The following is a 20,259-nucleotide window of genomic DNA, read 5'->3' on the forward strand; positions in this document are numbered from 1 at the left end:
AATACATTTATCTGGCAACTCAATAACAATAAATGAATGGAAGACCAAGATAATGGTTAAATATCACTTTCAACTACAACTTGAAATTATCCGCTATTACTTTGAATTTATTGCATTAAATAAACAACTACATTAACACAATTATTACTGATAATAAAATTGACCCTATGACTTATTTAACCACAGAATCATTAAAAGAGAAAAAATACATATCAATCAAGAGTGATATTAATAACAATGATAAAATAGCACACAATAAAATCATGCAGAGAGTAGATTATATTTAAAAATATCGTACAAAAGATCATTAACACATATTAAAAACATATTTTTAATCAAAAAAACAACCTTAACAAACCATCACCAAATATAAAAAACCATATAATTCAATTAATTGATATAAAAAAGGCTCTTAATAAGAGCCTGTCAGATTAAAATAATTTACTATAATATTTTCATTGCATATAAAATTAATTATTCTCTAGCTCTAATGAATATAATGTTACTGTCGCAGGCTTTGCTCCCTTATCCACTAGCGTTAATTTATTATTAGCTATAGACACATTGATCTGGTTAGTCACTTCCGGTGGTGTCATTTGTGCCAGTGATCCACCTTCTTGAATACGGCATGCTTTGACTTTAAATTTTTTATAACCTATATGATTAATTACCACGGTAACACCTTGGTCGCTATCAGTATAATCACGATTTTTAGCTCTCAACATATTATTACCCGGAAATGGCTTAACAGGTTCATGTTGTACTACCGCGTTATCAACGTGAATGGTTGTCGGATCAACGCCGCCAAACCATTTATTCTTACTCCAGGTATCCGTTAATTGATTCAGTGATCGGCTAGCATCAAGATAATATTGTTGATATAAATAATCAGGAGCCGCATTACCATCGGCAAGACTCTGATCAACTTTGTAATTTGCGGCAAGGATATTTATTTTATTACCTTCGGTATTCTCCGCGGCCAAAACGGTCAAACCTGTGGAAAAATCCTTATTACCACTTAAAATATAAGGTGTTTCGAACATTCTGGCAAACAGGTAAAAGGATTGAGCTGAATAGGTACAGAAGTTTTTAACACTTGGGTTTTTAGGATTTGGCTGGTTGTTAAACAAACCAAAAGATAAGCCATCTCCCCGATAATAATAAGCTTTGTCAGCTTTTATATATTGCATATAAATAAATGTGGAAGCAATATATGCCGCATTTTTAATACCTTGTACTTTTGTATATGTATTTTTTGTCCCAATAGGACAAGAAGTCCATTCAGTACAAAAACTTTCTGCATCGGTAAAACCATAAGTATGCAAACTTTTTTGAACCTTATTTCCTAAATCAATAATGTTTTGCGGGTCTCCGGTTTCAACGTATCCATGCCAGGAAAAGAAATCCAATGGTACATTATTATCTCTACAATACCGTAAAAACCCATCAAGATAATCTTCTTGTGATCTATCAGCAAACGCAATACCCGCGCCACCGACTTTAACCGAAGGATCAACCGCTTTAATTATCCTTGCGATTTTTGCATATAATTCATAATATTTTTTAGGATCATCACTATTCCAGAAAAAAAACAAATCAGGCTCATTCCAAACCTGCCAATAAGTTATTTTCCCTGGCAAACCGATTCTGGCATAATTTAAAGTATAGCGATTCACTAACGTGCTGACTAATATGGCATAAATATCAAAATCATCGGGTATTTCATAACCGCCATCACCGGTACGTCCAATACGAAACATGATTTGCCGCTGAATATTATCTGGATTCAGATCAGCTTTATTATTCATAATGTCGCGCAAATAATCGTCAGTCATTTTATAATTAGCCTCTTTTAATGCAAGACTAATATCATTATTTCTCATCCCGGCAGCCGCATTGGGAAAAATACTTCTAATATTTGCAATGTCAGCGAGCAATTTCTTAGCGGCGGGTTTATTTTCTTCTGGTACATTAATAATTATTTGATGTTGATCACTGATTCTATCCGCCTGGAAATAATTATCCATATCGCCAATACCAAAACCATCATGAAGCCGAATATGGGTAATTCCCATTTGATTAAATTGATCATCTAAATCAGGAAAACCCGGCAACAAAGATTTAGGCACACCGTTAACACCATTAACCTCTTTAAGCCGTGAATAGTGACCTGCTGATAAATCTCGATGATTTTTATTAAATGAAAAAGTTTTAGTCACAATAAACCTCTATATTCATTAAAAAATGACATTGCTATAAATCAAAAATAATATAAAAGAATAAATATATTTCTCTGACAATTCAACAACAATAAATGAACCGAATACTTAGAGAATAGTTAAATATCATTTTTAGTTGCGCTTTAAAATTACCATCTATTAATTTTAATTTATTACAGCAATCAACAATTACATAGATATAATTATTTTTGCCAATAATCCAACCTATGATTTATTTAAGAAATAAGCATAAAAGAACATATACTTCAATAAGAAATTTATATTAATAACGATAGTAAAAAAACACCCAATAAAATCATATAGTGAGTAAATTATATTAAATAATATCGCATAAAATCATTAATATATATGAGACGGATTCAACTAAATAATCTTGGCAAACCTCTTTTGCAATAACGACATAAATACGGTTAATTTTGCTGGCGGGTGAGCAAGCGCCCGCAATAAATAAATATCTTCTTTACGTCCATCGGGATCATTAAATAAAGGCACAAGTTTTTCAGAATGAATATCTGCTGATACCACCCAATTAGGCAGAAGCGCTATTCCAAATCCACTCACTGCGACCATTCTTAATGTTTCAAAATCATCGCTACGAAAGATCCTATTATTATCGCTGAAATTAATAACACTGCGATAGCGTGACCAGCAAATGCCCGCGGGGTCATGATGTTTATCAAGCAAATAGTGTTCACCCAGTTCAGTAAGTGTTGTCGGTATTCCATGCTTTCGAATATAGTTTGGACTGGCACAAATAATCCAAGTTTGTGTGGCGATACGTTTGGAATAAAGTGTGCTGTCCTTTAATTCACCAATACGAATAACTACATCAAGGCGATCCCTGACCGGATCAGTCAACCGTTCTGTTTGATCAAGTTCAACCCGAATTTTAGGATATCGCATGAATAGTTCTGCCAGCATCGGAACAATATGTTGGCGTCCAAACGTTGGCAGGCAAGCTATACGTAATACCCCTTGCGGCTCGCCATTCAACGCCGCTAATTCAGCCTGGACATCGACAAGATCATTGATAATACCTTGCGCCCTGGCAAACAAAATCTCCCCTGCATCAGTCAGCGATAAACCACGGGTAGAGCGAAAGAATAGTTTTGTCTCTAACACCTGCTCAAGGTTATCTATCTGACGTGTGATAGAAGATGCAGCCATACCTTGCAAACGGGCAACGGCAGAAAAACTCTGTGAGCGGGCAACATGAATGAATGTTGTTAGCATATCGGTACGTAATAAATCTTTCATCGCAATTTTTACCTTCGAATATTCAAACACTTCATATATTACAAATAATAAATAACGCCTATTAGCGCTATCATTTTTGCATTCTATGCAAAACAATTTCGCTCACTCTTTTTATTCCCACGATCTCAATATAGTGCCAGAATCATTTCATCATAATTCCGGCCAAACGCTGAGAGTTCCCATGTCAAATACAGCAACCAAACCAAATCCTATTTCTTCTATCTCTCTCATCTTGTTATCTATTGCTTGTGGTTTTGCTGTAGCAAATATTTATTATAACCAACCATTATTGCCAATAATTGGGACAAGTTTTAACGTTAATGGTTCAATATCCGGCTGGATCGCGACACTAACGCAGATTGGCTATGCGGCGGGGCTGCTCTTTTTTGGGCCGCTTGGAGATACGTTAAGCCGTCGCAAACTAATTTTCTGCCTGTTAATCGGCAATATAATCAGCCTTATTTTATGTGCCACAGCACCAAATTTTACATGTCTTCTGGCAAGTAGCTTGATTGTGGGGCTAACGTCTATTTCAGCACAAATCATCATTCCTGCCGTATCCGGCTGGGTAATACCAGAAAAACGCGGCCGAGCAGTAGGAAGTCTGATGAGTGGCCTTTTCGCCGGAGCACTATTTGCCAGGGCATTAAGTGGTGCAGTCGGAGAGCATTTCGGCTGGCGTGAAATGTTTATACTGGCCGCTTTAATCGATATCTACCTATTTTTTCTGGTCTGGTTTGTGTTGCCAGAAATAGAACCATCACACACGATGACTTACGGCCAACTTCTTATTTCACTCGGTAAATTAGTAAAGCAGCAATCCCTTTTGCGTGAAGCCGCATTATCCGGTTTTTTGCTGTTCGCCGCTTTTAATACGCTGTGGGGGTCGCTGGCCTTATTACTTTCCCAACCACCTTACGGATGGGGGAGTGATATCGCAGGTCTTTTTGGTTTGACGGGCATTGTGGGAATGCTAGCTTCACCAATAATAGGTTCATTGACGGATCGCTTCGGTGGAAGGGCAATTGTTGCCGCAGGCGCTTTATTAGTAATGCTGGCTTTATGCCTAATTAGCGGCACCAGCCACAGTATTCTATTTTTATTCGCTGGTATTATTCTGTTAGATCTTGGCAGCAGAGCGGGTTTAGTGGCAAATCAAACACGGTTGTATACATTATTACCTGATGCCCGTAGTCGACTTAATACCGTTTTTATGACCTTCTATTTCGCCGGTGGCGCAGTAGGTTCCTCTTTGGGAGCTGTCGCCGCTTGGTATTTTTCTTGGTATGGTGTCGCTTTCAGCGGCGGAGGATGCGCATTATTAGCCGCGCTATGGGTTCTATTTAATCCAAATAGCCACAAGCAAATATGATTTTACACACTGCGCCCCAAGCTATCTTTTGCGATAGATCGCCACCAGCCAAAAGATAACCGGTATCACGGTATTAACCAGTAGAAACGCCAGCTACTGAAATAGCCATAGCCTTAAAGAGGCTTAAGGAGTTGAATGATGAGCATTAAAGGTGTCCCATATTCCGACGTTAAAGCTGAACTGCTTGCTGATCCAAAAGTTCACACCCTTTATATGGCTGAGAAAAAAGAAGAAGAGTTGAAGGAGCTTCTTCTTAATATGCGTAATCAGGCAGGACTAAACAGCACCCAGGTTGCCGAACGAATGGGGATCATTCAACCCACAGTAAGCAAACTGGAAAGAAATGCCGGGAAGGCCAGTATCTTAACACTTGAGCGCTATGCTGTTGCTTGTGGGGCCAGTTTAAGTATTAGCTTTCAGTCTAATTAAAGAACAAGTAGTAGGTGACAAGTGTTCAATGGTTCTAATTTGCGGTTAGCTCGTCTGTATCACGAGCTATCTCTTGAGCAAGTGGCTGAGCGGGTTAATAAAACCCGCCAATATATTCAGCGGCTGGAATCCGGCTTTGCTATGCCAACTAATGAACTTTCTAATGAATTAGCGACTGTATTGCAGGTTATTCCTGCGTTCTTTGAAACCCAAATACAATCTCCTGTGAACGAAGAGATTGTTCATTTCCGTAAACGCAGCGCAATTAGAGTAGCAACAAAATTAGCAGCACTTGCAAAGGCTGAATTATACAGACGATTAATCGTCGTTTTTGAAGAAAATCTAAATTTACCGTCAGTGTTATTTCCTGAATTAAAAGCAAACTCCCCGGAAGAAGTTGAACGAGCAGCAGAGAAATGTCGGATTGATTGGGGATTAGGGTTTGGGCCAATTGAAAATGTGACTCGCCTGGCTGAAAAGCTAGGTGCATTTGTCACCTCGTTTGACTCAGTATCTGATGATGTTGACGCGTTATCCGTTCCATTAGATCGACCTTTCATTGTCAGAAATACAGCCAAGAAGTCACCATGCCGACAACGGTTTGATATTGCACATGAAATTGGACATCTTGTGTTACACGGCGGAATATCTACCGGTGACAGAATAACCGAATCTCAAGCCAACCAATTTGCCTCTGCCCTACTTTTACCACGAAGTGCGATGGCTAAATATTTCCCTGCCCCGATAAACGGAAGAATCAACTGGCGAGGTCTAAGTGAGTTCAAGTTAACTTGGAAAGTAAGTAAAGCAGCAATTATTTATCGGGCACATCAGCTTTCCCTTTTAACCGATACGCAATATAAAACGGTTTTTTTGGGGCTTAAACGTAAGGGAGAAGCTATTGAGGAAAAAGAGGATTATCTTATTCCCCATGAAAAACCTGAATTATTTCATCGAGCAATAAAAGTGCTTATTAATGATGTTTGTATTGATATTGAAACATTAGCTAAGCGTCTGAAAATTACAGTGCCAATGCTGCTTGAACTCGCTAACGATCGTTCACTTTATGAGCTTCATGATCAGACAGATTCTGTAAATGTCATTTCGATGTTTTCTTATCGCTCCAGAATAGCGTGATTATCCCCCATCCTGTTTAAATTAAGCTCTTATTAATACAAACCAATTATCATTTTATCTTAACCGCGCTTTCCAGCGCGGTTATTCAATGGAAGAATCAGTGACAATTAACCTGATGAAACCGCTTCCATCCCTACCAAGCCCACTTTCAAATAGCCCGATTTACGCAAAGAATCCATCACACTCATCAGTGTTTCATAATCCACGGTCTTGTCAGCCTGAAAGAAGATGGTGGTCTCTTTATTAGATTGGGTGGTCTGATCCAATACCGCCGCCAAAGTATCATGATCAACCTGTTGATCACCGACATAAAGCTGGCGATCAGCTTTAACCGTCAAGAATACCGGTTTTTCTGGACGCGGCTGCGGTTTTGCCGACGAAGCAGGTAGATCCACTTTAATATCAACGGTTGCCAGTGGCGCTGCTACCATGAAAATAATCAACAGCACCAACATCACGTCAATAAATGGCGTGACGTTGATTTCGTGCAATTCGCCGCTATCGTCCAAATCTTCATTAAGACGTATTGCCATAAATCACCTTGTCTTGCTATTTGCTAAATCCAAATCACGGCCAAGCAGTAATAGTGACTGTGCCGCCATATCGCCAATCTGACCACGGTAAGCCGCGATCATGCGGGCGAAGATGTTATAAATCACAACAGCAGGAATCGCCGCCACCAGACCAAGTGCTGTCGCTAATAAGGCTTCCGCAATACCCGGCGCCACAACCGCGAGGTTGGTTGTCTGTGAGTGAGCAATACCGATAAAGCTGTTCATGATGCCCCATACCGTACCAAACAGACCAACGAAAGGAGAGATCGCCCCAATGGTTGCCAGATAGCCATTGCCACGCCCCATATGACGGCTGATCGCCGCAACAGAACGTTCCAGACGGAAAGAAGCACGTTCTTTCGTACTATTCAGATCAGTACTCTCGGAAGATAACTGACGTTCTGCCCGCGCTTCACTCAGTAACAAGCGGCTGATACTGAGTTTACTGAAACCTTCAGCAATTTCCGCCGCTTGATCAAGACTTTTAGCATCCGCCAAAGCCAGTTGCTCTTTACGTAAACGACGACCAGCCGCCAACAGTTCAGTACCTTTCGAGAAGAATAAAGCCCAAGTAATCACAGAAGCAATCACCAGACCAACCATAACGGTCTTAACAACAATATCAGCGTTCTGATACATACCCCAAATAGACAGATCAGTCGCAAAACCACTGGAAAGGCTGGCTTCATCAGTAGGAACGCTAGGAGCAACCTCATCCGTTGCAACCGGCGTCACTTGCGCGGCCTCCGTCGCAGATGCCGTTTGCGGTGCAATCTGATTTGCAGGTGGTGCCGTTGTGCCCGTCGTTGCCGAGGGGGTAGCCGGAGTAATCTGTGCGGTTTTTGCCGTGTTATTGTTATCTGTTGCCGCCGCTGGTGCTGTATCAGCCAATGCTGAACCTGTCAGCCCGAACGCTAATATTATTGAAGCAGTCAAATTTCGCATCAGTTGGCCTTTACTCCCTTTACGATAAACCTTGTTATTTAGCAGTGAATTACTTTTCGTCATCTCACTAACCTTATTTATACTGAGTCTTTACTCATCTTCATCAAATTGAATGAAAATGCAGGCTGATAATATCAAACCTTAAGTGATTTGATAGTAATTATCATTATTGTTTAATAAAAAAGTATTACCCCTTCACAAAATAAAGTTGAAGAGCTCCCACTCACAGGTGATCAGAATGAATTTTCGTCAAGTTGTCCTAATCCCTTTGTACAAAAAGGTCTAAATCTTTTAACGTGTTAACTCTATTTTTTACACCATTTCAAAAATTGAAGTGTTTAAGGCAGCAACGGATCATGGCAGAAAAAAAACTGGAAACTTCACTGGTCAATGCTGGTAGAAGTCAAAAATTTACTCAAGGCGCAGTCAATCCCATCATTCAGCGAACATCATCGGTGATCTTCGATTCTGTCGCCGCCAAAAGACATGCGACGCAAAACCGGGACAAGTGCGAACTGTTTTATGGCCGCCGTGGTACACAAACTCATTTCTCTTTTCAAGCAGCAATGGCTGAACTAGAAGGTGGCGCAGGCTGTGTGCTTTACCCTTCTGGCGCCGCTGCGGTTAGTAACTCTATTCTCGCTTTTGCCGCCGCCGGTGATCATATTCTATTAACCGGTTCGGCTTATGATCCGACGCAAGGCTTCTGCGATAAGATATTGTCACGGATGAATATTACTACCGATTATTTCGATCCTATGATCGGCGAGGAGATTGCAGATCTGATTAAGCCCAATACCAAAGTGGTGTTTCTTGAATCCCCCGGCTCTATCACAATGGAGGTACAGGATATTCCCGCGATTGTCCGTGCGGTACGACGCGTTAATCCAGATATTGTCATCATGATCGATAATACCTGGGCGGCAGGCGTGCTGTTTAAAGCGCTAGAATTCGGCATCGATATTTCGATTCAATCCGGCACCAAATATATTATTGGTCACTCAGACGCCATGTTAGGTATTGCTGTGGCGAATGAACGCTGTTGTGTACAACTGCGAGAGAGTTCCTATTTGATGGGACAAATGGCAGATGCCGATACGGTTTATATGGCCAGTCGTGGGTTACGTACTTTAGCCATTCGTCTGAAACAACATGAAAAAAGCAGTATTGAAATAGCACGCTGGCTGCAACAACGAACCGAAGTTGCCGCAGTCTATCATCCTGCTCTGCCCTCCTGCCCCGGCCACAAGAATTTTATCCGTGATTTCAGCGGCAGCAATGGCCTGTTCTCTTTTCAATTGAAAGAAAAATTAACTCCGCAACAATTTACGGATTATCTGGATAATTTTCACCATTTTAAAATGGCATTCTCATGGGGCGGTTTTGAATCCCTAATCTTAGGTTATCAACCAGAAGAGATAAAAATTATGCGCCAGTATGGTGCGCCGCAAAGAACGGGCACCCTGTTTCGCCTGCATGTCGGGCTGGAAAATGTTCAAGATTTGATTGATGATCTCGCAGAGGGATTTAGTCGAATTTCGACTTGATTAATCTTATTGTTATTCAATGTAATAAACTGAAAAACTTAGCACTTGGAAGTCATAATGAAGCGATAATATAGATATATTGCCGGTACGATGTATTTGCATTACATTTCGTTAAACAGATTCTCAAATCAGCATAACGAGGTAGAAATATGCATGTCTTACCAAGTGTTGAGTTCGAAGTTGGTGCAGAATCCAAGCTTACCAATCGCAGCCAAACAACCATCCCAACATCTGTCCGTAAAGTGCTTAAGCAAAAACCAGACCATGATAGCATCACATATAAGATTTTATCTTCGGATGATGGACTTGTTAGTCATAAAAACAGCGAAGAAGAAAAAAACCCTGTCATGGAGTCATTTTTGAACTTTTTAGTAAAAGACATTCAGAAACATCCTGAACAAGTACGACAATTAGATGAACAACTCATTAACCAGGCGAAGTCACTTACCGCTGGAATAGACATAGATCTGAACAATCTATTATCCGATGACGATGAGTAAAGAACTATGTATGATCGAGTATGTGTAATAAACGGATGGGCTATTTTTGCTTATCCATGCTTTATCGAACAATTAAAACAAGCAATAGATAAGGTAGAACAACTTCAACAAAAATATCCAAATGACTACCTGAAAAAAATGATACAAAACGCTTAGCTGCAATCATAAAACTCGTTACTGAAATTATTCCCAGTGATCCAACTAATATAACCTTTCGTTTAAGTGATACATTAGGTGACAAAAGAAGACACTGGTTCAGAGCAAAATTTTTCCAACGATATTGCCTTTTTTTCCGTTTTCACGCTGAAAGTAAAATTATTATCTTTGGCTGGGTAAATGATGAGAGAACAAAAGGGGCATATGATGATATGCATGACCTAAAAAAACGTCTTACGATAAGTTTGAAAAAATGAGTATATCCGATACATTACGGTTGTTTCTGCGTTATGTAGTTGAAAATGAGAAACTCCCTTTTTCAGAGGTATCTTTGATTGTTGCTGATAATGATGAAGATATTCTGGATGTGGTTCGTGAACGCATTAAAAATCCAGCAAAGCGGATCAGAGTTAACCTAGATGAAATTTAACATCGATTTTGAGCAAGGCTTAAAATGTATTTTGACAAGGTTGCAATGAATCGTTCCTTTTCTATTTTTTTAACTTTTATTTGCTGGTTATGTGTCCCAATTGATTCATCAGTATCAGCCATTAATTTTCCCTTATCAGGGATAAAGTCAAGCCATGCCAAAGCTTTTACTGTAAACTGGCTTTATATATACAGATGCAATAAATTTATTTTATAACAGTTACAGGATAAGCAATGGAAGTACTAAACGAAATCATGCAGGCATTATGGCAGCATGACTTTTCTAAACTTGCCAACCCCGATGTTGTCTGGATTATCTATGGCATTCTATTTGTGACACTGGTTCTAGAAAATGGTTTATTACCCGCCGCTTTTCTACCCGGTGATACTCTGTTAATCCTTTCCGGTGCATTAATTGCCAAGGGAGTCATGAGCTTTATCCCAGCTATTTTTATATTAACAACGGCGGCAAGTATCGGTTGCTGGCTTGGCTATCTTCAAGGGCTATGGCTTGGTGATACCAAACGGGTTAAGAATTGGCTGGCACAACTTCCTATTCAGTATCGCCAACGAGCTAACGAGCTGTTTTTCAAACATGGTCTGGCCGCTTTACTGATTGGCCGTTTTTTGGCTTTTGTCCGCACACTGTTACCAACATTGGCGGGTATATCCGGCCTTAACAGTAAACGCTTTCAAGTTTTTAACTGGTTGAGCGGCTTGCTATGGGTCGTCATCGTGGTCAGTTTTGGTTATCTCCTCAATCAGATCCCGTTTATTAAGAATCACCAAGATCTGGTGATGAACATTTTGATAATTTTACCCATAGTGTTGTTGTTAAGTGGTTTAAGCGCCTCCCTACTGATGTACTGGCGCCACAAAAAAATCTCGGCGACAAAACGTAAATAAAAGTCATCATGGTTTACAAGCAGCAGCAGGGTTTTTATCCTTAACTTAATGTAACAATATTATATGGACTAAGGCTCTGCCACTAAGTGATATTCTTGGTATCGATGCATCACCAAACCGGTCAATCTATGTACTTGGCCATGTGTTGATCACAATCATGGCTTGGATCACGCCAATTGTATTACTTTCTTCAATTACTCTTAATATCAACTTAATATCAATCGTCATGATTTTAACTGATATTTTAAGTCTATCTTTTTATAGGAGTTAGTAATGGATAATCAACCTATTATCAGACTTGCTGATGGGAATCATATGCCACAATTGGGACTTGGATCATGGGCCGCAGATGACCAACAGATAGCAGAAACAATCCATGCTGCATTGGATATCGGTTATCGGGCAATTGATACCGCCGCTATCTACAACAATGAGAAAGGCGTAGGCAACGCATTACAAGAAACAGATATCCCCCGTGAAGATATCTTTGTTACAACTAAATTGTGGAATGACAGACATAATGATGTCCGCGTCGCCCTGTCAGAAAGTCTGGAAAAGTTGCAACTGGATTACGTTGACCTTTACCTCATTCACTGGCCTGCACCACCGCAAAATCAATATGTTAACGCCTGGCAACAATTGATTGAATTGCAAAAAGAGGGGCTTATTCGTAGTATCGGTGTTTCTAATTTCCAACCTGAACATATCCAGCGACTGATCAATGAAACCGGCGTTCATCCCGTTATTAATCAGATTGAGTTGCACCCGCTGTTACAGCAACGTCAGCTTCATGCCTGGAATGCTACACATAATATCGTTACCGAATCCTGGAGCCCACTGGCGCAAGGCGGTGAAAATGTATTTGATAATCAACTGATTCAACATCTGGCACAGAAGTATGGCAAAACACCCGCGCAGGTTGTTATCCGCTGGCACATTGATAACGGCATGATTGTGATCCCAAAATCAACTACGTTATCAAGAATTAAAGAGAACTTTGATGTGTTCGACTTCAAACTAGAAAAAGAAGATCTGACCGCGATGACTACGCTAGATATCGGTAAACGTCTGGGGCCAACCCCTGAAACATTTGTTGATTTCAGTGAATTCCTTGAGCTTCTTGAGCAAAGGAATGCTAATGATCAGTGCTGAAAAATAGCGGATAACATTGATAAAGTGATAGTGGGCAAAGCAGAATTAAAACGTGCGCGGCATCAACGCCGCGCCCCGATTTTGCTGAGCTATTTTCATTATTGATTGACCGGTATAGTCACTAATTGCCCAACAGAGCCGCGATCGGCCATTTCCAGAATCTGGCTGTAATAGAGGAATGGGAAGTGTTCATAAGAGGGCTGGTTCATATAAACCAGTAATTCCACCCGCCCATCAACCCAAACGGTATCCTTCCAACCATAATCTTGCGGTTGAGGCGTCCCACCATTGTGGTTAATCACCTTAAACTGTACGCCTTCAATGTGGAACGGTTGTGGGACAGAAGCATTTACGATCCAACGCTCCCAAGTTCCTTGCTGGCTAGTAATATCTACCCGATTCATATCCCATAACGCACCGTTAATTCCCGGCATATTGCCATCAAGATAAATTTCCCGGTTACGGATTGCATTGGAAACCGGCGTCACATCATCAACCAAACGAGATGGCAGATCATCTGTCACCAAAGATAATAAGCCGGTTGCTTTGATGGTCAGAACAGTGCTGGAAATCAACACCGTGGAGGGTTCAAACAAACCTCGTAACTTATCAAGTACCCCGGCTGATTCACCGGCGGTAATAACAACTTCATCCTCTTTGGACATATCAATCAATACTTCACGCCGTTCTCCAGGCGCAAGGGAGAGTTGCTGAACAGCTATCGGCGCAGGCAACAGCCCCAAATCAGTGCCTATCATATAGAAAGGGCGGCCATCGCTGATCTGTAGCTGATATCGGCGGGCATTGGATGCATTTAGTAGACGTAAACGAATCCAGCCGCGAGATACTTCAATAAAAGGATTTTGTACGCCATTAACTAACAGAGTATTACCAATAAACCCGCTATCAGAAGTCGGTTGATACTCAGGAACGCCAAAGTTATCTAACCGTTTATCCTGAAGAATAACCGGGAAATCATTAACACCATAATGTTTTGGCAACGGCAAATGGCGGCTGGTTTCATCTTCTACCAACCACATGCCAGCCAAACCTTTATAAACATGTGGCGCCATCCGATTAGGTGTATTGGCATGATACCAGCAAGTTGCCGCCTGCTGGCGAATAGGCAACACGGGCGACCAGTCAGCACCCGGAGAAATCTGACGGGCAACTCCACCGGTCAATGTACCCGGTAATTGTAATCCGCTGACGGTCATTGAAACCGGCTCCGCTAACCGATTGCTGTATATCAGTTTGACATCATCGTTTTTATGAACCCGTACAGTCGGACCAAGATATTGACCATTAATTCCCCATACACTGGTTTTATATTGTCCATCAAAAGTCCAATGCGCTTTTTGTAAAGTCAGAAATAACGGCTGCCCACCACGAGATTCCAATAAAGGGGGAACCGGCAAAGCAGTCTGCTGATTTTTGCTGGCCCGAACCAATAAAGGAGCGGCGCCGATACACATCGCCAAGCCTGATACCTGAATAAATTGGCGCCGACTAAATGACATATTTTCTCCGCGATAAACCTAATTAAATTCCGGGTTTATATGGCTCAAAAATAGTTGAGACACTGCAATCATTCACCCCGGCAGCGAATAACTCATTATTGAAGTTATTGAAGCTTATTATCCTTTTGATTGCGCTTAACAAAAACATTATTTATCAAGCGCTCATCATATCGCGAATATGGAGGGAATTAAACTATCTGAATGCATTACACGAATCTTTCCCGGTCAGTGATCAGTACATGTCATTTCCGACTAATAATAAATTGTGAGCATGGACAACGAACAAAAATCCTCACATAGACTAAATATGTGAGGATTAAAGTACGTTTAAAAGCTATCGCCTTTGTCAGTCCCACTCTTTTTTATAAAAGAGTGGTAAGGAATAACCTGTTATGAGTACTTATCCTGTTTCTCCATTGCAGCCAATTCCTCATCCAGCGCCTCTATTTTAGCTTTCATTATCTGATGACAATATTCCGCCAGTTCACGCACTTGATCTTTGGTATATCCAGAAGTCTCAATGGGGGGCAACATTTCAACAATGACGGAGCCATTATCCCAACGATTCAACTTAATACGACCATCAGTGATAGAAGAGACACAAACAGGTACAATCGGTACTCCCGCCGAGATCGCAGCATGAAAAGCACCGGTTTTAAACGGCAACAAGCCCCGGCCACGACTGCGAGTACCCTCTGGGAACATCCAAATAGAAAGACGACGATTTTTAATCTGCTCCACAACCTGAGCAATCGTGCCATGTGCTTTAGCACGGTTAGCACGATCAATTAGGATATTACCTGCCAGCCAATAAAGCTGACCAAAAAATGGGATCAGCACCAGACTTTTTTTACCTACTGTCACTGTGCCCGGCTGAACCGCATTGGACATGGTTATCATGTCATAGTTGTTTTGGTGGTTGCCAATGTAGATACTCGGACCATAATGCCTGGCTTCAGCAGGAATACGCCCAATAATTTTGACGCCAAATATTTTCGACAACCGACCAAACATATTCCCAAACACCATAACATGGTCAGGGTGACGTGGCCTGAATAAACAGTAAATAACGCCAGAGACACACACTACAATTGAAAACAAAATAACAATAATGCCGCGAATAATTGCTAACATAGTCCCCTCTTATTTAACGGGCCTCTTTAGCCCGTTAATCTTATACCCGTAGGGTAGATTTAATCCCACTATTTAGTTACGTTAGTAGCAGAAGGTGGAGTCTCAACCTGTACCCGTTCAATACGCTGCAACCCACGAGGTAGAGGCGTTCCCTTACGACCACGTTCTGCCCGGAATTTCTGAAGATCTTCAGGACGCAGCGTCAATTTACGCTTTCCAAAGTAAAGTGTAATAGACGATTGTGGCGATAGTATCAATAACCAACTCAACAGGTCATTTTCTGAGGCTGACTGAACAGAAATTATCTTATTTCCTTTCCCTTTAGAGAGCTGAGGCAAATCTGCAACCGGGAACATTAACATCCGGCCTGAGCTGGTAATTGCCAGCAGCATATCATCCTGCGGGTTAGTTATTTCCAGCGGCGTCATAACGCGAGCATTTTCCGGCAATGTAATCAGTGCCTTACCCGCTCGGTTTTTAGCAACCAAATCACTAAAATTACAGATAAAGCCATAACCGGCATCAGAGGCCATCAGAAACTTCTGTTCATCAGGCGCCATCAATACATGCTCCACCGTTGCCCCGGCAGGTAAAGTCAATTTCCCCGTCAGTGGTTCCCCTTGCCCTCTGGCAGAAGGCAGATCCCGCGGATCAAGCGAGTAACTGCGACCTGTTGTATCCATAAAAACAACCGGCTGGTTACTCTTACCTCGGGCTGCACCACGGAAGCTATCGCCCGCTTTGTAATTCAACCCGGCCGGATCGATATCATGACCTTTCGCACTACGAACCCAACCCATCTCAGACAATACAATGGTCACTGGCTCAGAAGGTGTGATGTCATGCTCACTCATCGCTTTGGCTTCATCTCGTTCTCTCATTGGAGAACAGCGTTCATCACCATAAGTGGCGGCATCAGCCATAATCTCTTTCTTCAACAACGTGTTCAGTTTGCGCTCAGAACCCAGAATCGCCTGTAACTTATCGCGCTCTTTTGCCAGATCACTCTGTTCGCCACGGATTTTCACCTCTTCCAGTTTAGCTAAGTGACGTAATTTCAGCTCCAGAATGGCTTCTGTTTGCGTCTCACTTAAACCAAAACGTGACATTAATACCGGTTTTGGCTCATCTTCACTACGGATAATGTGAATGACTTCATCAATATTGAGAAATGCGATCAGTAAGCCTTCCAGCACATGCAGGCGCTTAAGGACTTTTTCCAGACGATGGTTCAGACGCTTACGAACGGTTTCCCGGCGGAATACCAGCCATTCGGAGAGGATCTCAACCAGCCCTTTCACGGTCGGACGGTTATCCAACCCGATCATATTCAGGTTAACGCGATAACTCTTTTCCAAATCTGTAGTCGCAAACAGATGATTCATCACCTGTTCCAAATCAACCCGGTTTGTGCGAGGGACAATCACCAGACGGGTTGGATTTTCATGATCAGATTCATCACGCAAGTCATCAACCATTGGCAGCTTTTTAGCCCGCATTTGGTTGGCGATCTGTTCCAACACTTTGGCGCCAGAAACTTGATGCGGCAACGCAGTGATCACGACATTGCCATCTTCTTTCGACCAAACAGCACGCATCCGTACCGAACCACGACCACTTTTATAAATCTTACGGATATCTTCGTGAGGAGTAATGATCTCCGCTTCGGTTGGATAATCAGGGCCTTTAACATGTTCCATCAGATCATCAAGGGAACTCTGAGGCTTATCCAGCAGCGTGACCAGCGCATTCACCACTTCACGAGCGTTATGGGGCGGAATATCTGTCGCCATCCCCACCGCAATACCGGTGGTGCCATTCAGCAAAATATTTGGCAGACGCGCCGGCAGCATTTTCGGTTCCTGCAACGTGCCGTCAAAGTTTGGCACCCAGTCAACGGTACCGTGGCCTAACTCAGTTAGCAACAACTCGGCATATTTGGACAGGCGAGACTCGGTATAACGCATCGCGGCAAACGATTTGGGATCATCCGGCGCCCCCCAGTTTCCTTGTCCATCCACTAAAGGATAGCGGTAAGAAAATGGCTGCGCCATTAGCACCATAGCTTCATAACAAGCACCATCGCCATGTGGATGGTATTTACCCAGTACATCACCTACGGTACGGGCGGATTTTTTAAATTTGGCGGTATTGTTCAAGCCCAATTCCGACATGGCATAAACAATACGGCGCTGAACCGGTTTCAAACCGTCACCGATAAAAGGCAACGCCCTATCCATGATGACGTACATGGAGTAGTTCAAGTAGGCGGTTTCCGTAAATGAGTGAAGCGGTAATCGCTCCACACCATCATGAGTTATCTCACTCATTCGCTAATTTCCTCAGAATCTTCTTTGACTATCCCTGTGGGTGTTACACTTCAATTTCTACCGTATCGCCCTTCTCTTGCAGCCAGTTACGGCGATCTTCTGAACGCTTCTTCGCCAGAAGCATGTCCATCACAGAGAAGGTTTCCTGATAGTTTTCATCATCGATAGTCAACTGCACCAGACGACGGGTATTTGGGTCTAACGTCGTTTCACGCAATTGCATTGGATTCATCTCACCCAATCCTTTAAAGCGTTGTACGTTAGGTTTACCCCGTTTGCGGCTAAGGCGATCCAGCACCGCACTTTTTTCCTCTTCATCCAGTGCGTAATACACTTCTTTACCTAGATCAATACGATATAAAGGCGGCATTGCCATATAAACATGGCCATTTTTAACCAATGTTGGAAAATGGCGGACAAACAGTGCGCACAACAGTGTCGCAATATGCAAACCGTCTGAGTCCGCATCCGCCAGAATACAAATTTTGCCATAACGTAACTGACTGAGATCGTGGCTATCCGGGTCAATCCCAATCGCAACGGAGATATCATGAACTTCCTGTGATGCCAACACTTCATCCGAAGAGACTTCCCAGGTGTTCAGAATCTTCCCTTTCAGCGGCATGATCGCTTGATATTCACGGTCACGAGCCTGTTTTGCCGAACCTCCCGCAGAATCCCCCTCCACTAGAAACAGCTCCGTGAAATTGAGATCCTGTGATGTACAATCAGCCAGTTTTCCCGGTAATGCCGGGCCGCTGGTCAATTTTTTACGCACCACCTTTTTCGCGGCACGCATTCTACGTTGTGCACTGGCAATCGCCAATTCAGCCAGTTGCTCTGCCTCCTGAACATTCTGGTTTAGCCACAAACTGAAAGCATCTTTGACAACACCAGAAACGAAAGCAGCAGATTGACGCGAAGAGAGGCGTTCTTTAGTCTGACCAGCAAATTGCGGATCTTGCATTTTTACCGACAGAACATAAGTACAACGATCCCAGATATCATCGGCGGCAAGCTTCACACCTCGTGGCAAGATATTGCGAAATTCGCAAAATTCACGCATTGCATCTAGTAACCCCTGACGCAGCCCGTTTACATGTGTTCCGCCCTGCATCGTCGGGATAAGGTTCACGTAACTTTCAGCCAGTAATTCTCCCCCTTCCGGCAGCCAGAGCAACGCCCAGTCAACCGCTTCGGTCGCACCACTGAACGTACCGACAAAAGGCGCTTCCGGCAATGTTATCAGGCCATTCACCGCCGCCATTAAATAGTCGGTCAGACCATCGGCATAACACCATTTCTGTTCGGTATCGTTGATCTTGTCTTTAAAAACAATTTCCACTCCCGGACATAACACCGCTTTCGCTTTCAACAAATGGGTCAAGCGAGAAACCGAGAAACGTGGGCTGTCAAAGAAACTTTCATCAGGCCAGAAGTGAACACTGGTACCGGTGTTGCGTTTGCCGCAACTGCCAATCACTGCCAGTTCCTGCACTTTATCGCCATTTTCAAAAGCAATCTGATAAATCTGGCTATCACGACGAACGGCGACTTCAATCCGCTTGGACAAAGCATTAACCACCGAGATCCCCACACCGTGGAGACCACCAGAAAATTGATAGTTTTTATTCGAAAATTTACCACCGGCATGTAAGCGGCTCAGGATCAATTCAACCGCTGAAACGCCCTCTTCTGGATGAATATCAACCGGCATGCCACGGCCATCATCAATGACCTCCAGTGACTGATCGCTATGAAGGATCACTTCAATATGTTTAGCGTGCCCCGCCAAAGCTTCATCCACGCTGTTATCGATCACTTCCTGTGCCAAATGGTTCGGACGAGTTGTATCAGTGTACATTCCCGGACGACGGCGAACCGGCTCCAGACCACTGAGAACTTCAATGGCATCTGCGTTGTAACTAGATTGAGTCATGTTGTAATTCTGTTGGTTGCTTCTTGATTAAAGGGCTAATCAGTTTTGTATACTGTTGATAATACCAGTCGTTCAAACATTTTTGGCAAGTTTTTTCTCACCATCACTAGAAAGCCCAAGAAAATTGACGATTTGTGGGAAATAGTGTTCAAACCCGATAAAGGCATGATTACCACCAGATTCAATAGTTTGCTTACATAATACCAGATAAGCAACCGCCTGGCGGTAATCCAGTACCTCATCTCCGGTTTGCTGCAATAACCAGATAAGATCCGGTGACTCCAGCGGTTCAATCTGCATGATTTTAAGATCATGAACATGGCGCGGTTCCAACGTATATCGTTGGTTGGTATAGGGGTTAATATTTTCCCCAAGATAATCCCGCAGTAACTCAAACGGACGCACGGCTGGATTAACAACGACAGCGGGCAAACTGAAACATTGTGAAAGCCATATCGCCAGATAACCACCGAGAGAAGAGCCAACAATACCCAAATTATCCCCGGCACGCTCCATCACCAAATTTTCCAGCAACTCAGCCGCTTCTTCAGGATAAGGGGGTAACTGCGGCACCAATATTTCAATGTCAGGATGATGCTGATGCAACCACGCTTTTAAAGCATTTGCTTTTGCAGACTGTGGGGAACTGTTAAAACCGTGCAAATAGAGTAACGTTGACATCAGGCCGTGCCCCTCAATTGTGCGTAAATAC

General features: G+C 42.5%; 18 protein-coding genes and 1 pseudogene. 9 read left to right on the forward strand and 10 right to left on the reverse strand.

Annotated elements, in window-relative coordinates; genetic code table 11:
* Window positions 1-470: 470 nt before the first annotated feature.
* Window positions 471-2,219: a GH39 family glycosyl hydrolase gene (locus EAE90_RS11395; RefSeq protein WP_214053597.1), complete on the reverse strand. Its 1,749-nt coding sequence runs from the start codon at window positions 2,217-2,219 to the stop codon at window positions 471-473.
* 384 nt (window positions 2,220-2,603) lie between these two features.
* A complete protein-coding gene (locus EAE90_RS11400) occupies window positions 2,604-3,497 on the reverse strand; it encodes a LysR family transcriptional regulator (protein ID WP_214053598.1) in 894 nt (297 codons plus the stop codon).
* 181 nt (window positions 3,498-3,678) lie between these two features.
* On the opposite strand from EAE90_RS11400, the gene EAE90_RS11405 reads away from it, so the two are divergent.
* From EAE90_RS11405 to EAE90_RS11415, 3 genes are all read left to right on the forward strand, one after another.
* The gene (locus tag EAE90_RS11405) at window positions 3,679-4,869 is read left to right on the forward strand and encodes an MFS transporter (RefSeq protein ID WP_246550629.1); all 1,191 of its coding nucleotides are present in this window, start codon (window positions 3,679-3,681) and stop codon (window positions 4,867-4,869) included.
* A 138-nt stretch (window positions 4,870-5,007) separates the two neighbouring features.
* Complete coding sequence (locus EAE90_RS11410) at window positions 5,008-5,298, forward strand: helix-turn-helix domain-containing protein (protein ID WP_214053644.1); 291 nt, start codon at window positions 5,008-5,010, stop codon at window positions 5,296-5,298.
* 21 nt (window positions 5,299-5,319) lie between these two features.
* Entirely contained in the window at window positions 5,320-6,435 is a 1,116-nt protein-coding gene (locus tag EAE90_RS11415) for a helix-turn-helix domain-containing protein (RefSeq protein ID WP_214053600.1), read from the forward strand.
* Window positions 6,436-6,542: 107 nt separating this feature from the next.
* Here EAE90_RS11415 and exbD read toward each other — a convergent pair whose 3' ends face one another.
* Together exbD and exbB are read right to left on the reverse strand one after the other, a co-directional pair.
* Window positions 6,543-6,968, reverse strand: a complete 426-nt coding sequence (gene exbD / locus EAE90_RS11420) for a TonB system transport protein ExbD (RefSeq protein ID WP_015835631.1) — start codon at window positions 6,966-6,968, stop codon at window positions 6,543-6,545.
* Between the two features lie 3 nt (window positions 6,969-6,971).
* Window positions 6,972-7,934, reverse strand: a complete 963-nt coding sequence (gene exbB / locus EAE90_RS11425) for a tonB-system energizer ExbB (RefSeq protein ID WP_214053645.1) — start codon at window positions 7,932-7,934, stop codon at window positions 6,972-6,974.
* 356 nt (window positions 7,935-8,290) lie between these two features.
* On the opposite strand from exbB, the gene metC reads away from it, so the two are divergent.
* From metC to EAE90_RS11445, 4 genes and pseudogenes are all read left to right on the forward strand, one after another.
* Entirely contained in the window at window positions 8,291-9,481 is a 1,191-nt protein-coding gene (gene metC / locus EAE90_RS11430; protein WP_214053601.1) for a cystathionine beta-lyase, read from the forward strand.
* 149 nt (window positions 9,482-9,630) lie between these two features.
* Window positions 9,631-9,981: a type II toxin-antitoxin system PrlF family antitoxin gene (locus tag EAE90_RS11435; protein ID WP_214053602.1), complete on the forward strand. Its 351-nt coding sequence runs from the start codon at window positions 9,631-9,633 to the stop codon at window positions 9,979-9,981.
* Between the two features lie 185 nt (window positions 9,982-10,166).
* Window positions 10,167-10,394, forward strand: a complete 228-nt coding sequence (locus EAE90_RS23805) for a type II toxin-antitoxin system YhaV family toxin (RefSeq protein ID WP_339921306.1) — start codon at window positions 10,167-10,169, stop codon at window positions 10,392-10,394.
* A pseudogene (locus EAE90_RS11445) lies at window positions 10,361-10,567 on the forward strand (type II toxin-antitoxin system RelB/DinJ family antitoxin); the annotation flags it as partial. The gene EAE90_RS23805 and the pseudogene EAE90_RS11445, both read left to right, overlap by 34 nt.
* On the opposite strand, the gene EAE90_RS24250 reads toward EAE90_RS11445, so the two are convergent.
* Entirely contained in the window at window positions 10,564-10,689 is a 126-nt protein-coding gene (locus EAE90_RS24250; protein ID WP_281422332.1) for a hypothetical protein, read from the reverse strand. The pseudogene EAE90_RS11445 and the gene EAE90_RS24250 sit on opposite strands and share 4 nt — an antisense overlap.
* Before the next feature lie 111 nt (window positions 10,690-10,800).
* Between EAE90_RS24250 and EAE90_RS11450 the strand changes: the two genes are divergently transcribed.
* Window positions 10,801-11,472 carry a DedA family protein gene (locus tag EAE90_RS11450; RefSeq protein WP_214053604.1) on the forward strand — a complete coding sequence of 224 codons (672 nt, stop codon included), beginning with the start codon at window positions 10,801-10,803 and terminating at the stop codon, window positions 11,470-11,472.
* A gap of 273 nt (window positions 11,473-11,745) precedes the next feature.
* Entirely contained in the window at window positions 11,746-12,624 is an 879-nt protein-coding gene (gene dkgA, locus EAE90_RS11455) for a 2,5-didehydrogluconate reductase DkgA (RefSeq protein ID WP_214053605.1), read from the forward strand.
* A 98-nt stretch (window positions 12,625-12,722) separates the two neighbouring features.
* On the opposite strand, the gene ftsP is transcribed toward dkgA, so the two are convergent.
* The 5 genes from ftsP to yqiA form a co-directional block, all read right to left on the reverse strand.
* Entirely contained in the window at window positions 12,723-14,144 is a 1,422-nt protein-coding gene (ftsP, locus tag EAE90_RS11460; RefSeq protein ID WP_214053606.1) for a cell division protein FtsP, read from the reverse strand.
* A gap of 390 nt (window positions 14,145-14,534) precedes the next feature.
* On the reverse strand, window positions 14,535-15,278 hold the full coding sequence (locus EAE90_RS11465; protein WP_214053607.1) for a 1-acylglycerol-3-phosphate O-acyltransferase: 744 nt from the start codon (window positions 15,276-15,278) through the stop codon (window positions 14,535-14,537).
* Window positions 15,279-15,346: 68 nt separating this feature from the next.
* Window positions 15,347-17,608 (reverse strand): DNA topoisomerase IV subunit A, encoded by a 2,262-nt coding sequence (parC, locus tag EAE90_RS11470; RefSeq protein WP_214053608.1) that lies wholly within the window; start codon window positions 17,606-17,608, stop codon window positions 15,347-15,349.
* A 43-nt stretch (window positions 17,609-17,651) separates the two neighbouring features.
* Window positions 17,652-19,547 carry a DNA topoisomerase IV subunit B gene (gene parE / locus EAE90_RS11475; RefSeq protein ID WP_214053609.1) on the reverse strand — a complete coding sequence of 632 codons (1,896 nt, stop codon included), beginning with the start codon at window positions 19,545-19,547 and terminating at the stop codon, window positions 17,652-17,654.
* Window positions 19,548-19,619: 72 nt separating this feature from the next.
* On the reverse strand, window positions 19,620-20,228 hold the full coding sequence (gene yqiA, locus EAE90_RS11480) for an esterase YqiA (protein WP_214053610.1): 609 nt from the start codon (window positions 20,226-20,228) through the stop codon (window positions 19,620-19,622).
* Window positions 20,229-20,259 lie beyond the last annotated feature (31 nt).

The sequence above is a fragment of the Photorhabdus caribbeanensis genome (assembly GCF_018448885.1).
GTDB lineage: Bacteria > Pseudomonadota > Gammaproteobacteria > Enterobacterales > Enterobacteriaceae > Photorhabdus > Photorhabdus caribbeanensis.